This window comes from Spirillospora sp. CA-142024 (assembly GCF_050942325.1).
GTDB lineage: Bacteria > Actinomycetota > Actinomycetes > Streptosporangiales > Streptosporangiaceae > Spirillospora.
Genome location: NZ_CP192077.1, coordinates 9012269 through 9027753, shown reverse-complemented (window position 1 = coordinate 9027753; position 15485 = coordinate 9012269). Strand labels below are relative to the sequence as shown.

The window sequence follows — 15485 nt, the reverse complement described above, 5'->3', positions numbered from 1 at the left end:
CCTCAGCGGGGGCGTGACGGGGGTTCCAGGGGGTCGCTCCCCTGGGAATCAAGAGCGTCGGCGGCTTCGACCTCTTCGCGGGAGATGCCGAGGAGGAAGACGATGGTGTCGAGGTAGGGGACGTTGACGGCGGTGTCGGCCGCCTGGCGGACGACGGGCTTGGCGTTGTAGGCGATGCCGAGGCCGGCGGCCTGGAGCATGTCGAGGTCGTTGGCGCCGTCGCCGATCGCGACGGTCTGGCTGACCGGGATGCGGGCCTCGCGGGCGAAGCGTTCGAGGGCGGCGGCCTTGCCGGCGCGGTCGATGACCTGGCCGGTGACGCGGCCGGTGAGCTTGCCGTTCTGGATCTCCAGCGTGTTCGCGGCGGAGTAGTCGATGCCGAGGTCGTCGACGAGGGCGTCGGTGACCTGGGTGAAGCCGCCGCTGACGATGGCGAACTTGTAGTCGAGGCGCTTGAGGGTGCGGACCAGCGTGCGGGCGCCGGCGGCGAGCCGCAGCCTGCCGCGGACGTCGTCGATGGCGGAGGCGTCCAGCCCGGCGAGGAGGGCGACCCGCTCGCGCAGGGAGCCCTCGAAGTCGAGTTCGCCGCGCATGGCGGCCTCGGTGACCTTGGCGACCTCGTCCAGGCAGCCGGCGTGCTCGGCGAGCAGCTCGATGACCTCGCCCTGGATGAGGGTGGAGTCGACGTCCATGACGATCAGCCGCTTGGCGCGCCGGTGCAGGCCGCTCTGCTGGACGGCGACGTCGACCTGCTGCTCGGCGGCCTCGGCGGTGAGCGCGGCGCGCAGCGCGTCCGGGTCGGCGCCGGAGACGTCCATCTCGATGCAGGTGACGGGGTTCTGCGCGAGCCGCTCGATGCGGTCGATGTTGGCGCCGTGCGCGGAGATCAGCCCGGCGATCCCGGCCATGGCGGCGGGCTTCAGCGGGTGGCCGAGGACGGTGACGTGCAGCCGCCCCGTGCGCTTAGGCATCCGCTTGTTGCGCCCGGTCGACAGCTCGATCTCCATGTCGAGGTCGTTCGCGACGCGTTCGGCGGCGTTCCAGACCCGGCCGATGTCGGCGCCCTCGGTGTAGTCGAGCAGGACGCCGAGGACGAGCCGACCGCGGATCACGACCTGCTCCACGTCGGCGACCGTCAGCGGGAACTGGGCGAGTGTCCGGAAGAGACGCGACGTCACGCCGGGGCGGTCGCGTCCGGTGAGCGTGATGAGCAGCGTGCGCTGTGCTGACCCGTCCATACTGGTCACCACGGTACCGGCCGCGCCATCCGCCCCGTCGGGCAGGTCCAGCATGCAAGACGCTAGCCGCTGACGATCAGGTTCGCGTCGCCGAACTCGTGCCAGAGGTAGCCCTCTGCCAGGGCGGCCTCATAGGTCGCGACGAGGAGGTCGTGGCCCGCTATGGCGGTGAGCATCATCAGGTGGGACGACTTGGGTTCGTGGAGGCCGGTGAGGAGGCCGTCCACGGCCCGGACGCCGCTCTCGGGGGTCACGATGTGCTCGGTCCAGCCGGAGGACGCCCGGACGTGTCCGGAGGCGTCCACGGACGTCTCCAGGGCGCGGACGGCGGTGGTGCCGACGGCGATCACCCGCCGCCCCCGCGACCGGACGTGCTCGACCAGCGCCGCCGTCGCCTCGGGGACCTCGTAGCGCTCGGCGTACGGGGGCTCGTGGGCCTCGGGGGACGCGACGCCCGTGTGCAAGGTGATCGGGGTGATCAGGACGCCCCGCGCCACCAGCCGGGTCACGAGCTCGGGCGTGAAGGGGCGGGCGGCGCTCGGCATCTCCGCGCTGCCGGTCGAGCGGTCGTGGGCGAAGGCGGTCTGGTAGGCGGAGGCGGGCCAGTCGCGGCGGACGTACCCGTACCGGATCGGCACCCCGTGGCGCCGCAGGTAGGGGACGACGTCGGTGCTGAGCCTGGCCTGCCACAACCGGCCCGAGTGCCGTCCCACGAGCGTGAGGGTGGCGCCGCCGGGCATCGGGATCCACTCGCCGGGCGAGCCGCCCGCGTAGGGCCGGCTGGCCTTGCCTGCGAGGCGGCGCAGCTCGACGAGCCACAGCCGGTCGTCCGCGCCGGGCACGGGGGTGGAGAAGTGCACGCTGATCCGGTCGAGCCGGACGGCGGCGGGCAGCGTGGCCGAGGTGTTGACGACCAGCAGGTCGCCCGGGTCGAGCAGGGCGGGCAGGTCGCGGAACCCGTGGTGGGCGATCTCGCCGGTGGCGCGCCGTCCGACGAGGAGCCGGACGCCGTCGCGGGTCCGGCCGCGCGCCTCGGGCGGCTCGTGGGCCTCCAGGGCGGGAGGGAGGGTGAAGTCGACGGTCATGTCCGGACCTCCAGCCGGAGTGCGGCGATCACGCCGAACGCCGCGATGGCGGCGAACAGCGCCCCGGCGACGGCGAGCCCGGCGTCCAGCCGGGCGGCGCCGAAGCCGGTGACCAGCGCGCCCGCGACCCCCACCACGAGGGAGGAGCCGAGCGTGTCGGCGATCTGCAGCGCGGACGAGTTGACGCCCTGCTCGTCCTCGGCCGACAGGTCGAGGAGCAGGACGGAGAGGCTGCCGATGGAGAAGCCCATCCCGGCGCCGCCGATGATCCACGCCGGGGCGGCGAGCCAGCCGGAGAACTGCAGGGCGATGGTGGCGAGGACGATCCCGGCGGTGACGAGCACGGCGCCGAGGACCGCGTAGAACTCGCGGGGCCGCTCGGACCGGCCCTGGACCTGCGACGCCGCCGACCAGCCGAGGCCGCCGACCGTCAGCACGATCCCCGCCTGCGCGGCGCTGAAGTGGTGCAGCCGGGTCAGCGCCAGCGGGATGAAGACGTCGGCGCCGAAGAACGCGCCGGACAGCAGGCCCCGGACGAGGATGACGCTCGGCAGCCCGCGGCGGAGCCGGAGCGTCCCGGCGGGCACGAGCCGGGGCAGCCCGAACGCGAGCCCGGCGAGGCCCGCGAGAGCCGCCGGGACCATCGTCCAGCCCGACCCGTCGAGGCCGTAGAGGAGGATCCCGGCGCCGGCGGCCACGGCGACGGCGGCCAGGTAGCGCGACCCGGGCGTCGCCGGGGCGGCGTCCGCCGGCCTGATGCCGCGCAGGGCGGGCACCAGCAGCAGCGTCGGCGGGACCACCAGCGGGACGAGTCCGAGGAACACCCACCGCCAGCCGATGTGCTCGGCCACGACGCCGCCGACCGCGGGACCGATCAGCGACGGCAGCACCCACGCCGCCGACAGCGCCGCGAACACCCGCGACCGGAGCTCCTCGGGGTAGACGCGGGCGATCACCACGTACATCGCGACCATCGCGACGCCCGTGCCGAGTCCCTGCACCGCGCGCCCCGCGACGAACAGCCACATGGACGGCGCCGCGCCCGCGATCACCAGCCCGGCGACGAACGTGCCCAGGCCGATCGCGAACGGCCGGGACGGCCCGGACCGGTCGACCCAGCCACCCGCCAGCACCGTGGACAGCAGGCTCGTGATCAGGGTGGCGCTGAAACCCCACGCGTACAGCGACAGGCCGTCGAGATCGTCCGCCACCGCCGGCATCACGGTGCCCACGGACATGCTCTCGAACGCCAGCAGCGTGACGACGAGGACGATCCCGAGCGTCGCGCCCCGGAATCCGGCGCCCAGCACGCCCCGCGCGGGCACGGCCTGATCGGGCTCCAGCACGGTCGTCATCGCGCGCCCGCCAGATGGGATGCCTGGTACCGCCCGCTCGGCAGGCGGCCTGCGATGAGGCGGCGGAACGCGGCGGCGGCCTCCTCGGGCGGCGGCGCCGCGTCGGCGTCCTCACCCGCGGCGCGCAGCATCGCGGTGTTCATCTCGCCCGGATCCGCCCACCACACGGCCACGTCCGGCTCCTCCGCGGCGAGGACGTTCGACAGCTGCTCCAGCGCCGCCTTGGACGTCCCGTAACCGCCCCACGTCTCGTAGTTCTCCACGGCCGCGTCCGACGTGATGTTGAGGATCGCGCCCCGCCGCTCCCGCAGGCCCGGCAGGACCGCCTGGATCAGCGCGAGCGGCGCCAGGACGTTGGTCGCGAACGTGGCCGCGAGGGCGTCCACCGGAAGCGCGGCGAGCCGGGGCATCGGCGTCGGGCCGAGCGTGCTCGCGTTGTTGACGAGCAGATCGAGCCCGCCGGCGACGGCCCGGGCGAGATCGGCCCGGTGCGCGGGATCGGCGACGTCCCCGGCGATCGCCGTCGCACCGGTCTCTGCGGCGACCGCCGACAGCGCGGCCCGCTCCCGGGCGTCGATGACGAGGTTCCAGCCGTCCTGCGCGAGGCCGCGGGCCAGCGCCCGTCCGAGCCCCCGGGAGGCCCCTGTGATCAGTGCCGTCTTCATGCTCACGACGTTAGGAACCGGCGCGTCCCGCGGCATCGGCCGACGGGTCCTCTGCCCGGTCGTCAGATGGTCCTAGGACCGGTGTCCCCCCACGGGGGAGCGGACACCGCGGGCGTGTACTCCCGGCGGCTGATTCGAGAAGACGCGCCCAGAGAGTACGGTCTTCACATGTGAGCACCGGAGGGCGCTCGCAGGGGCGACGAAGGGCCGGGATGGACACGGGCGACGGCTGCCGAGGCGACCAGGGCGCGACCCTGCACGCCGTCAGCTCCGCCGTGCTCGCGGTGACCCGGCACCTGTCCGTGCACGAGGTGCTCCAGGTGATCGTCCGGGCGGCCGCGCAGCTGCTGGACGCCCGGTACGCGGCGCTCGGCGTGCCCGACGACGAGGGCTCCTTCGCGGAGTTCGTCGTCGAGGGCGTCTCGGACGAGGACTGGGAGCGGATCGGGCCGCTGCCCCGCCAGCACGGCATGCTCGCCGCGATGCTGCACGGCGCCACGGCCAAGCGCCTCGGCGACATCCGCAGGGAGCCGGAGTTCGAGGGCTGGCCGGTCGCGCATCCCGTCCTGAAGGACTTCCTCGGCGTGCCGATCCGCGACGGCGAGGACGTCCTCGGCATCGTCTTCCTGGCCAACAGGCGGCGTCCCGGCGGCTTCACCCAGGACGACGAGGACCTGCTCTCCCTGTTCGCCGCGCACGCCGCGATCGCCATCACGAACGCCCGCCTGTACGAGCACAACCGCGAGCTGACGGTCGTCGCCGAACGCAACCGGCTGGCCCGCGAGCTGCACGACGCCGTCGCGCAGAAGCTGTTCTCGCTGCGGCTGACGGCGCGCACCGCGTCCGCGCTGGCCGAGCGCGACCCGGTCCGGACCGTCCGGGAGCTGGAGCAGGTGGAGCGGCTGGCCGCCGAGGCGCTCGCCGAGCTGCGCGCCGTGATCTTCGAGCTGCGTCCGGCGGACCTCGCGGACGGCCTGGTCGCGTCGCTGCGCAAGCACGTCGAGGTCCTCGACCGGGCGCACGAGACCAGCGTGCGCATCTCCGCCGACGAGGCGGTCGTCCTGCCTGAGGAGCACGAGGCCGTCGCGTTCCGCATCACGCAGGAGGCGCTCTACAACGCGCTGCGACACGCCGGTGCGCGGTCCGTGGAGGTGCGTCTCGGCACGGAGGACGCCCGGGCCGTGCTGGAGGTCGCCGACGACGGCGCGGGCTTCGACGCGTCCGACACCGAGCCGCAGGGCGGGCTCGGCCTCGCCTCCATGCGCGACCGGGCGTACTCGATCGGCGGCGAGCTCACGATCGACGCCGCGCCCGGGAAGGGCACGACCGTACGGCTGGAGGTGCCGCTGTGAGCCCGCGGCCGGTGCCGATCAAAGTGCTGATCGCCGACGACCACCCGGTCGTCCGGCAGGGGCTGCGCACGTTCCTCGGCATCCAGGACGACATCGAGGTCGTCGGCGAGGCCGAGGACGGCACGTCGGCCGTGACACTGGCCGAATCCCTGGAGCCCGATATCGTGCTCATGGACCTCAAGATGCCGGGCGCCGACGGCCTGACCGCGCTGACGGAGCTGCGGGCTCGTGGGGTGCGGGCACGGGTTCTCGTCCTGACCAGTGTGACGGAACGCGGGCACGTGCTGCCGGCCGTCCAGGCGGGGGCGGCCGGGTACCTGTACAAGGACGTCGACCCGGCGGCGCTCGTCCAGGCGATCCGGGCGGTCCACGACGGGCACGTGCTGTTCGCGCCCGACGCGGCCGAGGCGATGCTGCGCGACGGGACGGCGGGCGGCGCCGGAGGCGACGACCGCGGCCTCGCCGCGCTGACCGAACGGGAACGGGAGGTGCTCGTGCACATCGCGCGGGGAAGGTCCAACCGGGAGATCGCCCGCGCCCTCGTGGTGTCCGAGAAGACGGTCAAGACGCACGTCAGTAATCTGCTCATGAAACTGGGAGTCCAGGATCGGACGCAGGCGGCGCTGTACGCGGTCCGGCATGGCGTGGGAACGTCCGGCGCGACCGGGGAAACCGGGGGGACCACCGCCCGCGGCTGATATACCTCCTCAGAGAAATTGGTATGAACGTAGCAATCAGGTACGCAGCAGGCAGCGACATCGGGTGCAACCGGGAGAACAACGAGGACTCCGGGTACGCCGGTGCACGGTTGATCGCGGTCGCGGACGGCATGGGCGGCTATGCGGGCGGCGAGGTCGCGAGCTCGACCGTCATCGGCTCCATGCGCTCGCTGGACACCGACGCCCCCCAGGACGATCTCGTCGACATCCTGGGCCGCGCGGTGGCCGAGGCCAACGAGAAGCTCCGCATCGTCCGGGAGGAACGTCCCGACCTGAGCCGGATGGGCACCACGCTCACCGCCATGCTCTGGTCCGGCGAGTCCGTCGCGCTGGCGCACGTCGGCGACTCGCGCGGCTACCTGCTGCGCGACGGCGAGCTGTTCCAGATGACCCAGGACCACACGATGGACGAGCTGCTCAAGGCGGAGGCCGAGCAGGCCGGCCAGCAGGCCGATCCCGCCGAGACGTCCCGGCTGTCGCACGTCCTCTACCGGGTCCTGGACGGGCGTGAGGACCGCGAGCCCGACCTCCGCCAGCGCGAGGCCCGCCTCGGCGACCGCTACCTGCTGTGCTCGGACGGGCTGAGCGGCCCGGTCGACGCGCAGAAGATCTACGAGGTGCTGTCCGCGGAGGCCGACCCGCAGCGGGCCGTCGACCGGCTGATCGAGCTGGCCAGGGAGAACGGCGGCCCGGACAACATCACCGCGGTCGTCGCCGACGTCGTCGAGTCCGAGCACATCACCGGCGACGAGGGGCCCCTCGTCGTGGGCGCCGCCGCGCAGAGCTGACGCTCCCCCTCACCCGGCGCGGCCTTCCGCCCGCGCCGGCGTCCCGGCGCGGAGCCCGGTGCCGTCCTGCCGGCGGCTCGCGCAAGGTGAGCGCCGGGCGGTGCCGTTGACCGCCGTCTTCGTCGCCAGGCCCCGCCACAGCGGCGATCCGGCCGATTCATTCATGCCGGTAACGCTAAAGAGTGCTCATGTAGCTGGCGATTTGTCCTACTCTTGCCCCTGAGGTGGTGTCACCGAGCGCAGAGTAACGGTCCCATAGCGTATTGTTGCCTGCACTTGACCCACCTCAGGGTGCACCCGGTATACGGGTCACTCAGCTGTTTGTCATCGAGGCGGAGGATTCGTTGGGGGGAGCGCCCGGGGCGGCGGCCGCCGGCGCACCGGAAGGTGTGCTCGGCGGAATCGTCAGCCGGACCCTCACCGCAGCGCGGCACGGCCCCCTGGGCGCGGTGCTGCGTGTCGCGGCGATGGCCGTCGCGGCCATCGGCGTGTCATGGATCCATCGCGTGAACGACCCCGGCGTGCTCTGTCCCATGCGGGCGCTCACCGGAATCCCGTGCCCGCTGTGCGGGGGCACGACCGTGTTCATCGAGCTCGGCTCGGGCCGTCCAGGCCCCGCCGTCCTCGCGAACCCGGTCGCGCTCACCGTCGCCGTCGCCGTCGCCGCCGCACCGCTGGGCCTGGGTGGACGGTGGTGGGCACTCCAGCCGAAGACCCGTGCCTGGATGCTCGGCACCGCCCTCGTCGGGTCGGAGCTGTGGCAGCTCGTCCGGTTCGGTGTTCTGCGGGTTTGAGCCGCGGTCGATCCTCGGTCAGACTTGCGGAGCCCACCGGGTCCGGCGGGCGTCACATAACCACAGGGTCAATCAATAAGGAGCAAGTGTGGGTAACCCCTACGACCCGTACGGTCAGCAGCCGGGCTACGGGCAGCAACAGCCCGGGTACGGCCAGCAGCCTCCCGCGCAGCCGGGCTACGGCCAGCCTCCGGCGCAGCCCGGCTATGGCCAGCAGCCTCCCGCGCAGCCGGGCTACGGCCAGCCTCCGGCGCAGCCCGGCTATGGCCAGCAGCCTCCCGCGCAGCCGGGCTACGGCCAGCCTCCGGCGCAGCCGGGCTACGGCCAGCAGCCTCCCGCCCAGCCGGGCTACGGCCAGGAGGTCCACCACCACCACTACGGCTCGACCGGCCAGCTAGCCGAGTGGGGCTCGCGTGCCGGTGGCACCATCATCGACGGACTCATCATCGGCGCCCCGGTGACCGTCCTCTACATCCTGATGATCATCCTGTCCAGCTCGGGCAGCAGCGGCGCGGCCCTGTTCGGCCTCCTGCTGATGCTGATCGGCGCGATCATCTCCTTCGCGGGCAGCCTGTGGGTCTGCTACCAGGAGGGCACGACCGGCCAGTCCATCGGCAAGCGTCAGATGGGCATCCGCCTCGTCAGTGCGCAGACCGGCCAGCCGATCGGCTTCGGCATGGCGTTCGTCCGCAGGATCGCGCACGCCGCGGACAACTTCGCGTGCTACATCGGCTGGCTCTGGCCGCTGTGGGACGAGCGCAAGCAGACGTTCGCCGACAAGATCTGCAACACCATCGTGGTCCGCGCCTGATCATCGGTCCACGAGAGCGGGGCGTCCCTTCCGGGGGGCGCCCCGCTTCGTCATGGGGCCTTCCCGGTCCCGTAACGAGGTGTGGCCCTCCCGACGTGCGGAAGGGCCACAACTGAGGAGACCGCCGCGAGGCGGTCTCCGGTGGTTCAGGCCATAGTGATCTTCAGTGCGGGGAACCAGAAGGGAGGGTCCCCGTGACCCGACGCCCGGAACGCGCTGGCATCCGCGTAATACCGGATGATCGCGTTGCTGGGGTAGAGCCGCTCCACCCGCGCCCTGACGAGTTCCCGGTGCCGCCTGTGAAGATAGACGGTGGTGTCCGTTCCGCGTCCGGCCGCTGACTTGGCGTCGCCTTGCTGGTCGACCATCGGCTCTCTCTTTCTGGACGATCGCGTCGTCCGGCTCGGTTTGTGACTGCCCTACGGGCTGGACAGTCCGGAGAGCACCGAGCCATGCACGAGCGCCAGGTCGCGGCTCCGCTCAGGGGACCGGGTCGAAGGCGCTGTTGCACGCGGCGACCAGGGCGCGGCGGACGGCCGAGTCCAGCAGGCGCAGGGCCTCACCTCGGCGCCTCATCTGGTCGGCGCTGAGGCCACGGTCGTCCATCTGCCGGGCAAGGTCCACGACGAGGGACAGCCGTCCGGCGAGCGCGGCGACGCGGTGGGCGCGGGGCGGGTATCCGGGGGCGAGCGGGTGGTCGCCGCGGTCCGGGTCGCGCAGGTCGACGAGCGCGTCCGCGATCTCGGGCGGGACGCCGGCGAAGTCGTCCACGGTCAGCAGGGCCTCGGTGGCGTCCCGCATCGCGAGCGTGAGCCGCCGGTCCGCCTCGGCGAGGGACGGGACGTCCGGGGGAGCCGGCGACGCCTCGTGCGTCGTCCAGCGGACGCCGACATAGGACGAGCCGCGCCGGTCCTCGGAGGGGACGAGCCCCATCGCCCGGCCGTCGAGCACGGCGACCACGGCCGCGCCCGCCTCGATCGCCGCGGCGTTGAAGCCCGGCGGGCCGGACAGCCCGAGCGGGTCGCCGGGCTCGGGCAGGGCCGGCCGGAGCGCCGCCATCCCGCCGACGCGCAGGTCGCCGAGGCCGCGGCGCAGCGTCACCTCCGCGGGCTCGCCGCCGATGATCTGCGGGCCCGCGCTCTTCTCGATCTCGTCGACCGCCTCGTCCAGGCCGACGTGGCCCGTCAGCCAGGCATTGCCCCAGGCGGCCAGAGCGATCGCGACGGCCCTGCTCATTCGTTCGTGCTCATTCCCGGTCTCGGACAGTGCGCATTGGGCATGCGATCCACGATAAGCGCTCGGATCGCGTGCGCCATCGGACGTAAGGGACCTCTCGCGTCCCCGAGGTGTCCCGGGGCCGCCGTTCCGGTGGGGAGCCGGGGGCCCACGTCCGCACCGGATCGCATAGGTTCTTTCCTGATGGCGGCGGCACGGGCCACCGGATTGGAGACGAAGGCGCGCATGGCAGGCGAGGTGCTTCAGCTCCGCGGAGTCGGGGTCAGGCGCGGCGGGGCGGACCTGCTGCGCGACGTCACATGGACGGTGAACGAGGGCGACCGCTGGGTCATCGTCGGCCCGAACGGCGCCGGCAAGACCACGTTGCTGCAGGTCGCCGCCGCCATGCTGCATCCCACCGAGGGCGGCGTCGAGATCCTGGAGGAGGAGATCGGCCGCACCGACGTGTTCGAGCTGCGTCCCCGCATCGGCCTCGCCAGCTCGTCCGTCGCGGAGAAGGTCCCGGCCGGCGAGACGGTCATCGACCTGGTGCTGACGGCCTCCTACGCGATCCTCGGACGCTGGCAGGAGGAGTACGACTCGACCGACGTGGGCCGCGCCGTCGCGCTGCTGGAGGCCCTCGGCTGCGCCGACCTGATCCGGCGCACGTTCAGCACGCTGTCGGAGGGCGAGCGCAAGCGCGTCCAGATCGCCCGCGCCCTCATGCCGGACCCGGAGCTGCTGCTGCTGGACGAGCCCGCCGCCGGCCTCGACCTCGGCGGCCGCGAGGACCTCGTCGCCCGCCTCGCCGCCCTCGCGGACGACCCGACCGCTCCCACCATGGCGATGGTCACGCACCATGTGGAGGAGGTCCCCGAGGGCTTCACCCACGCGCTGCTGCTCCGCGGCGGCCAGATCGTCGCGCAGGGCAAGGTGGACGAGGTCTTCACGGAGGAGCACCTGTCCGCCACCTTCGGCATCCCCCTCACCATCGACCGCCAGAACGGCCGCTGGTACGCCCGCTCTACGCGCTGACGGACCCCCCTTGCGCGGCGTGAGCTGCGGTCTCCCTACGATGTGCGCCGTTGGGAATTCGTAGCGCTGGGATGGGACGCATTTGAATCTGCTGGACGCGGCCGCCGTCTTCGCGGCCGGAGTGGCCGCCGGAGGCATCAACACGGTCGTCGGGTCCGGCTCCCTGATCACCTTCCCGACCCTGGTCGCGCTCGGCTACCCGCCCGTGGTGGCGAACGTGTCGAACAACATCGGGCTCGTCCCGGGCGGTGCGACGGGCGCGTACGGCTACCGCAAGGAACTCGAGGGGCAGCGCGGGCGGCTGGCGCGGCTCGCCACCGCCTCCTGCCTCGGCTCGGTGATCGGCGCCCTCCTCCTGCTCGGCCTCCCCGCCAAGGCGTTCAACGTCATCGTGGTCGCGCTGATCGCCATCGCGCTCGTCCTGGTGGTCGTGCAGCCGCGCCTGCAGAAGTGGATGGTGCGCCGCCGGGAGGGCGAGCACCGGCCGCACGGCGGCCCGCTGCTCTGGGTAGGGGTCCTGTTCGCCGGCATGTACGGCGGCTACTTCGGCGCCGCGCAGGGCATCATCCTCATCGCGCTGCTCGGCATCATGCTGGACGACGACCTGCAGCGCCTCAACGCGGGCAAGAACGTCCTGTCGGCCGTCGTGAACGGCACCGCGGCGATCCTGTTCACCCTCACGTGGCTGTTCGGCGACACCGGGATCGACTGGTGGGTCGTCCTGCTCATCGCCGCCGGGTCCACCTGCGGCGGCATGATCGGCGCCTCCGTCGGCCGCCGCATCCCGCCCATGGTCCTGCGCGGCGTCATCGTCGTCGTCGGCCTCGTCGCGATCGTGAACCTGGTGTTCTAGGCGTCGTCCCCGTGGCTCGGCTCCGTGGGGTGCTCCACCAGGGCCAGGACGCGGCTGGCCATGAAACGGGCCGTGCGGACCGCGGTGCCCGTGCGGGTGACCTCGCTGACCTCCACGACGCCGCGCCGGGTCGCGATCTCCACCCGGCGTCCCGCGCGGCTCGCCGCGACCTCGTACGTCCGTGTCCCGTCGCCGCCGGCGTCCACCACGATCTCGACCCAGTCGCCCTTCATCCCCGCAACCCCTCAGTCGATCGAACGTATATTCGAATTGTACCCCGAACGACCGATTTTGAATCACGGCACAACGCACGAATCCCCTGGTCCTGGGGCTAGACGGGCCGGACCTGGAGGATGCCCTCTTCGGTGACGCGGGCCTCGAAGGACGGCTGGCGGGCGGTGGCCGGGCCGTGGACGACGGCGCCGTCGGCGACGCGGAAGGTGCTGCCGTGCCAGGGGCAGACGACGCAGGTGTCCGCGTTGTCGTCGGTGATGACGCGGCCCTGGTGGAGCGGCCCGGCGAGGTGGCTGCAGCGGTCGGCGAGCACGTGCACCTCGTCGCCGTTGCGCAGGACGAACAGGCTGATGTAGCCGAGCCGCCGGGTGACGGGCCAGCCGTCGGGCAGTTCCTCGGCGGCGCACAGGTCGTGCCAGCCGAGCGGGACGAGGTGGGCGAGCTGGTCGGCGTGGCTGGCGCCCGCGGCCTGCCGGAAGGCGAGATGCCCGCCGAGGTAGGCGCCGGCGACGAGTGCGCTGAGGCCGGCGAAGCCGAGCGCGCGTCCGGCGGCGTCCCGTCCCTGGTAGCGGGCCACGAGGGACGCCGAGTACAGCATGCTCGCGGTGGCCGTCCCGGCCGCGTGGACGAGGCCGACGCGCTGCTGCTCGCGGTGCAGGGCCGACCAGTCGGCGATGCCGGTGAGGACGGTCGGCACGGCCCCGGCGAGCCCGGCGGCGACGAGGGCCTGCGAGGCGCGGCGCGTCCCGGGCATGAGATCCAGCAGGGCGGCGGAGACCCACATGCCGATGGGCAGGTCGGTGAGGGGCGCGTGGGCCGGATGGCCGATCGGGACGCCGTGGAGGGTGTCCTTGACGGGGCCGGGCCGCAGTGTCCGTTTCACGGCCGTGGAGAGCACGCGGATGGTGCGGTCGAGGCCGCTGGCGTGCTCCAGCCCCTCGGTGGCGTCGGCCAGCCGCGCGGTGGCCTGGGATTGGGAACCGCGCCGGAATATGTTGTTCACCCGTCGGTTCATGTCCCTCCTCCGCGTATGCACTGGGACGCCTGTTGAGACACTAGTCTTCCGCGTTCACCTGCGGCCAGTCATACGTACCTGATGCCGGGAGGGGCTAAACAACGGGTCAGTGCGCGGCCTTCAGGGTGACGGGGACGCCGTTGAACACCGCGTTGCCGGACAGGGGGTCGATGTCCTGCTCGTCGGTGACGGCGTTGACGTTCACTCCGGCGTGCCGGCTCGCGACCTCGGTGCGGGTTCCGGGACGGTCGTGGCCCCACCCGTGCGGCAGGCTGACCACTCCCGTCATGATCGTGTCGGTGGGTTCGGCGACGGCCTCGACGGTGCCCGTCCGGGAGGTGACGCGGACGGTGTCGCCGGCGGCGATGCCGAGACGCCCGGCGTCGGCCGGGTTGAGCTGCAGGGTGCAGGTGTTCGAGCCGCGCACCAGTTCGGGGACGTTGTGCAGCCAGCTGTTGTTGGAGCGCAGGTGGCGGCGTCCGATCAGCACCATCCCGCCCGGGTCGCCGGCGCTCAGCGCGGAGTGCAGGCGGTCGACGTCGGCGGCGAACGTGGACGGGCACAGCTCCACGCGGCCGGAGGTGGTGCAGAGGACCTCGTCCAGGCGCGGCTTGAGGGCGCCGAGGTCGAGGCCGTGCGGGTGCTCGGTGCGCAGCCGTGACATTGAGAGCCCGGCGGGGTCGGTGCCGAAGCCGTCGCCGTAGGGGCCGAGGCGCAGCATCATGTCGAGCCGCTGCTCGGTGAGCGTGCCGGTGTCGAGGAGCATCTTGCGCAGTTCGTCCGGCTCCCGGCCGTGCACCGGGGAGCCCGGGAGCGCGACGGCCTTCTCCAGCGTCGACCTGATGATCATCTCGTCCAGCGCGGCCGGGTCGCCGTCCGCGCCGGAGGCGATCATGGCGAGCCGGCCGAGGATGACGGCCTCGCTCGGGCGGCCGTCCGGCAGCGGGACGACCGGCGGCGAGTAGCGCGCGTAGTCGCGGACGGCGAGACCGGTCAGCGCGATGTCGTAGTGCGGCGTCTGCGCGGGGCGCGGCGGCGGAAGGATCACGCTCGCGTGCCGGGTCGTCTCGTTCAGGTAGGGGTCGACGCTCACCATGAACTCCAGGCCGGCGAGCGCGCGGTCGAGCCGGGCGGCGTTCGGGGCGGACAGCGCCGGGTTCCCGCCGATCGTGATCAGCGCCCTGACCTGGCCCTCGCCGGGCGTCTCGATCTCGTCCGCCAGCGTCGCGACGGGCAGCTCCCCGTTGACCTCGGGCAGGCCGCGGGCGCGGCTGCGCCACCGTCCGGTCGTGAACGGCTTCTTTCGGCGGTAGACGGGCGCGTGCGCGGGACGCGGGAACATCGCCCCGCCGGGTCGGTCGAGGTTCCCCGTGAGGACGTTCAGGACGTCCACGAGCCAGCTGTTCAGCGTCCCGTACGCCTGCGTGCACGTCCCGATCCGGCCGTAGACGGCGGCGCGCTCGGCTGCGGCGAGCTCACGGGCGGTCCGCCGGATGGTCTCGGCGGGGATGCCCGTGACCGCGGCCACACGCTCCGGAGGGAAGTCGACGGCGAGTGCGCGCAGGTCGTCCAGGCCGTTGACGCGACCGGCCAGATGCTCGGCGGAGGCGACCAGGTCCTCGGCGAACAGGGTGTGCACGAGCGCCATGAGGAAGAACGCGTCCGTCCCTGGGCGGATGAACAGGTGCTCGTCGGCGAGGGCGGCCGTCCGTGTCCGGCGCGGATCGACGACCGTGACCTTGCCGCCGCGCGCCCGGATCGCCTTGAGCCGTCCGGGGAAGTCGGGCGCGGACGCCAGGCTGCCGTTCGACTCCAGCGGGTTCGCGCCCAGCATGAGCACATGCCCGGTCCGGTCGAGGTCGGGCACGGGGATCGCGAGGGGATCGCCGAACATGTGCCCGCACGCGACGTGCTTCGGCATCTGGTCGGCGGTGCTCGCCGTGAACAGGTTGCGGGTGCCGAGCGCCTTCACGATCGCGGCGGCGTACAGCGGCCCGGCGATCGAGTGGGCGGTCGGGTTGCCGATGTAGACGGCGACGGAGTCCCGCCCGTGCCGCGCGATGACGTCGGCCAGCCCCCGGCCGACCGCCGCGAACGCCTCGTCCCACCCGGCCTTCTCGCCCCTGACGAGCGGCTCCGCCAGCCGGTCGGGGTCGCCGTCGAGGCTCCCGAGCGTCGCGCCCTTGGGACAGATGAAGCCCTTGCTGAACGGGTCCTTCGCGTCGCCGCGGACACGCGTCACGGCGCCCGCCTCGTCAAGGGTCAGTTCGAGCCCGCACAGGGCCTCGCAGAGCGGACAGGTGCGGAAGGCCGTGCGGTCGCCCAT

17 protein-coding genes are annotated in these 15485 nt (G+C 72.8%); 7 read left to right on the top strand and 10 right to left on the bottom strand.

Going from position 1 to position 15485, the window contains the following annotated elements; translation table 11 throughout:
• Window positions 1-2: 2 nt before the first annotated feature.
• The 4 genes from serB to ACQPZP_RS42795 form a co-directional block, all read right to left on the bottom strand.
• Complete coding sequence (serB, locus tag ACQPZP_RS42810; RefSeq protein ID WP_433475324.1) at window positions 3-1238, bottom strand: phosphoserine phosphatase SerB; 1236 nt, start codon at window positions 1236-1238, stop codon at window positions 3-5.
• Window positions 1239-1300: 62 nt separating this feature from the next.
• Window positions 1301-2323: an S-adenosylmethionine:tRNA ribosyltransferase-isomerase gene (locus ACQPZP_RS42805; protein WP_433475323.1), complete on the bottom strand. Its 1023-nt coding sequence runs from the start codon at window positions 2321-2323 to the stop codon at window positions 1301-1303.
• Window positions 2320-3678, bottom strand: coding sequence for an MFS transporter (locus tag ACQPZP_RS42800; protein ID WP_433475322.1), 1359 nt, complete (start codon window positions 3676-3678; stop codon window positions 2320-2322). The genes ACQPZP_RS42805 and ACQPZP_RS42800 overlap by 4 nt, the downstream gene beginning before the upstream one ends.
• Window positions 3675-4343, bottom strand: coding sequence for an SDR family NAD(P)-dependent oxidoreductase (locus tag ACQPZP_RS42795; RefSeq protein WP_433475321.1), 669 nt, complete (start codon window positions 4341-4343; stop codon window positions 3675-3677). The genes ACQPZP_RS42800 and ACQPZP_RS42795 overlap by 4 nt, the downstream gene beginning before the upstream one ends.
• A 212-nt stretch (window positions 4344-4555) precedes the next feature.
• On the opposite strand from ACQPZP_RS42795, the gene ACQPZP_RS42790 reads away from it, so the two are divergent.
• The 3 genes from ACQPZP_RS42790 to ACQPZP_RS42780 are packed head-to-tail and all read left to right on the top strand — an operon-like array spanning window position 4556 to window position 7202.
• Window positions 4556-5695, top strand: a complete 1140-nt coding sequence (locus ACQPZP_RS42790) for a GAF domain-containing sensor histidine kinase (protein WP_433475320.1) — start codon at window positions 4556-4558, stop codon at window positions 5693-5695.
• Complete coding sequence (locus ACQPZP_RS42785; protein ID WP_433475319.1) at window positions 5692-6393, top strand: response regulator; 702 nt, start codon at window positions 5692-5694, stop codon at window positions 6391-6393. The genes ACQPZP_RS42790 and ACQPZP_RS42785 overlap by 4 nt, the downstream gene beginning before the upstream one ends.
• A 23-nt stretch (window positions 6394-6416) precedes the next feature.
• The gene (locus ACQPZP_RS42780; RefSeq protein ID WP_433475318.1) at window positions 6417-7202 is read left to right on the top strand and encodes a PP2C family protein-serine/threonine phosphatase; all 786 of its coding nucleotides are present in this window, start codon (window positions 6417-6419) and stop codon (window positions 7200-7202) included.
• Window positions 7203-7211: 9 nt separating this feature from the next.
• Here ACQPZP_RS42780 and ACQPZP_RS42775 read toward each other — a convergent pair whose 3' ends face one another.
• Window positions 7212-7367 carry a hypothetical protein gene (locus ACQPZP_RS42775; RefSeq protein ID WP_433475317.1) on the bottom strand — a complete coding sequence of 52 codons (156 nt, stop codon included), beginning with the start codon at window positions 7365-7367 and terminating at the stop codon, window positions 7212-7214.
• Window positions 7368-7546: 179 nt separating this feature from the next.
• Between ACQPZP_RS42775 and ACQPZP_RS42770 the strand changes: the two genes are divergently transcribed.
• Together ACQPZP_RS42770 and ACQPZP_RS42765 are read left to right on the top strand one after the other, a co-directional pair.
• Window positions 7547-7996 (top strand): DUF2752 domain-containing protein, encoded by a 450-nt coding sequence (locus ACQPZP_RS42770; RefSeq protein ID WP_433475316.1) that lies wholly within the window; start codon window positions 7547-7549, stop codon window positions 7994-7996.
• An 88-nt stretch (window positions 7997-8084) separates the two neighbouring features.
• Window positions 8085-8807, top strand: a complete 723-nt coding sequence (locus tag ACQPZP_RS42765) for an RDD family protein (protein WP_433475315.1) — start codon at window positions 8085-8087, stop codon at window positions 8805-8807.
• A gap of 146 nt (window positions 8808-8953) precedes the next feature.
• On the opposite strand, the gene ACQPZP_RS42760 is transcribed toward ACQPZP_RS42765, so the two are convergent.
• Both ACQPZP_RS42760 and ACQPZP_RS42755 read right to left on the bottom strand, forming a co-directional pair.
• Window positions 8954-9175 carry a hypothetical protein gene (locus tag ACQPZP_RS42760; RefSeq protein WP_433475314.1) on the bottom strand — a complete coding sequence of 74 codons (222 nt, stop codon included), beginning with the start codon at window positions 9173-9175 and terminating at the stop codon, window positions 8954-8956.
• Between the two features lie 112 nt (window positions 9176-9287).
• Window positions 9288-10043 (bottom strand): hypothetical protein, encoded by a 756-nt coding sequence (locus tag ACQPZP_RS42755; RefSeq protein ID WP_433475313.1) that lies wholly within the window; start codon window positions 10041-10043, stop codon window positions 9288-9290.
• A gap of 225 nt (window positions 10044-10268) precedes the next feature.
• On the opposite strand from ACQPZP_RS42755, the gene ACQPZP_RS42750 reads away from it, so the two are divergent.
• Window positions 10269-11057 (top strand): ABC transporter ATP-binding protein, encoded by a 789-nt coding sequence (locus ACQPZP_RS42750; protein ID WP_433479769.1) that lies wholly within the window; start codon window positions 10269-10271, stop codon window positions 11055-11057.
• An 82-nt stretch (window positions 11058-11139) separates the two neighbouring features.
• Window positions 11140-11910 carry a sulfite exporter TauE/SafE family protein gene (locus tag ACQPZP_RS42745; RefSeq protein WP_433475312.1) on the top strand — a complete coding sequence of 257 codons (771 nt, stop codon included), beginning with the start codon at window positions 11140-11142 and terminating at the stop codon, window positions 11908-11910.
• On the opposite strand, the gene ACQPZP_RS42740 is transcribed toward ACQPZP_RS42745, so the two are convergent.
• From ACQPZP_RS42740 to ACQPZP_RS42730, 3 genes are all read right to left on the bottom strand, one after another.
• The gene (locus tag ACQPZP_RS42740) at window positions 11907-12143 is read right to left on the bottom strand and encodes a hypothetical protein (RefSeq protein ID WP_433475311.1); all 237 of its coding nucleotides are present in this window, start codon (window positions 12141-12143) and stop codon (window positions 11907-11909) included. The two genes, ACQPZP_RS42745 and ACQPZP_RS42740, sit on opposite strands and share 4 nt — an antisense overlap.
• Before the next feature lie 98 nt (window positions 12144-12241).
• A complete protein-coding gene (locus ACQPZP_RS42735) occupies window positions 12242-13159 on the bottom strand; it encodes a Rieske 2Fe-2S domain-containing protein (RefSeq protein WP_433475310.1) in 918 nt (305 codons plus the stop codon).
• Window positions 13160-13265: 106 nt separating this feature from the next.
• Window positions 13266-15485: a molybdopterin oxidoreductase family protein gene (locus ACQPZP_RS42730; RefSeq protein ID WP_433475309.1), complete on the bottom strand. Its 2220-nt coding sequence runs from the start codon at window positions 15483-15485 to the stop codon at window positions 13266-13268.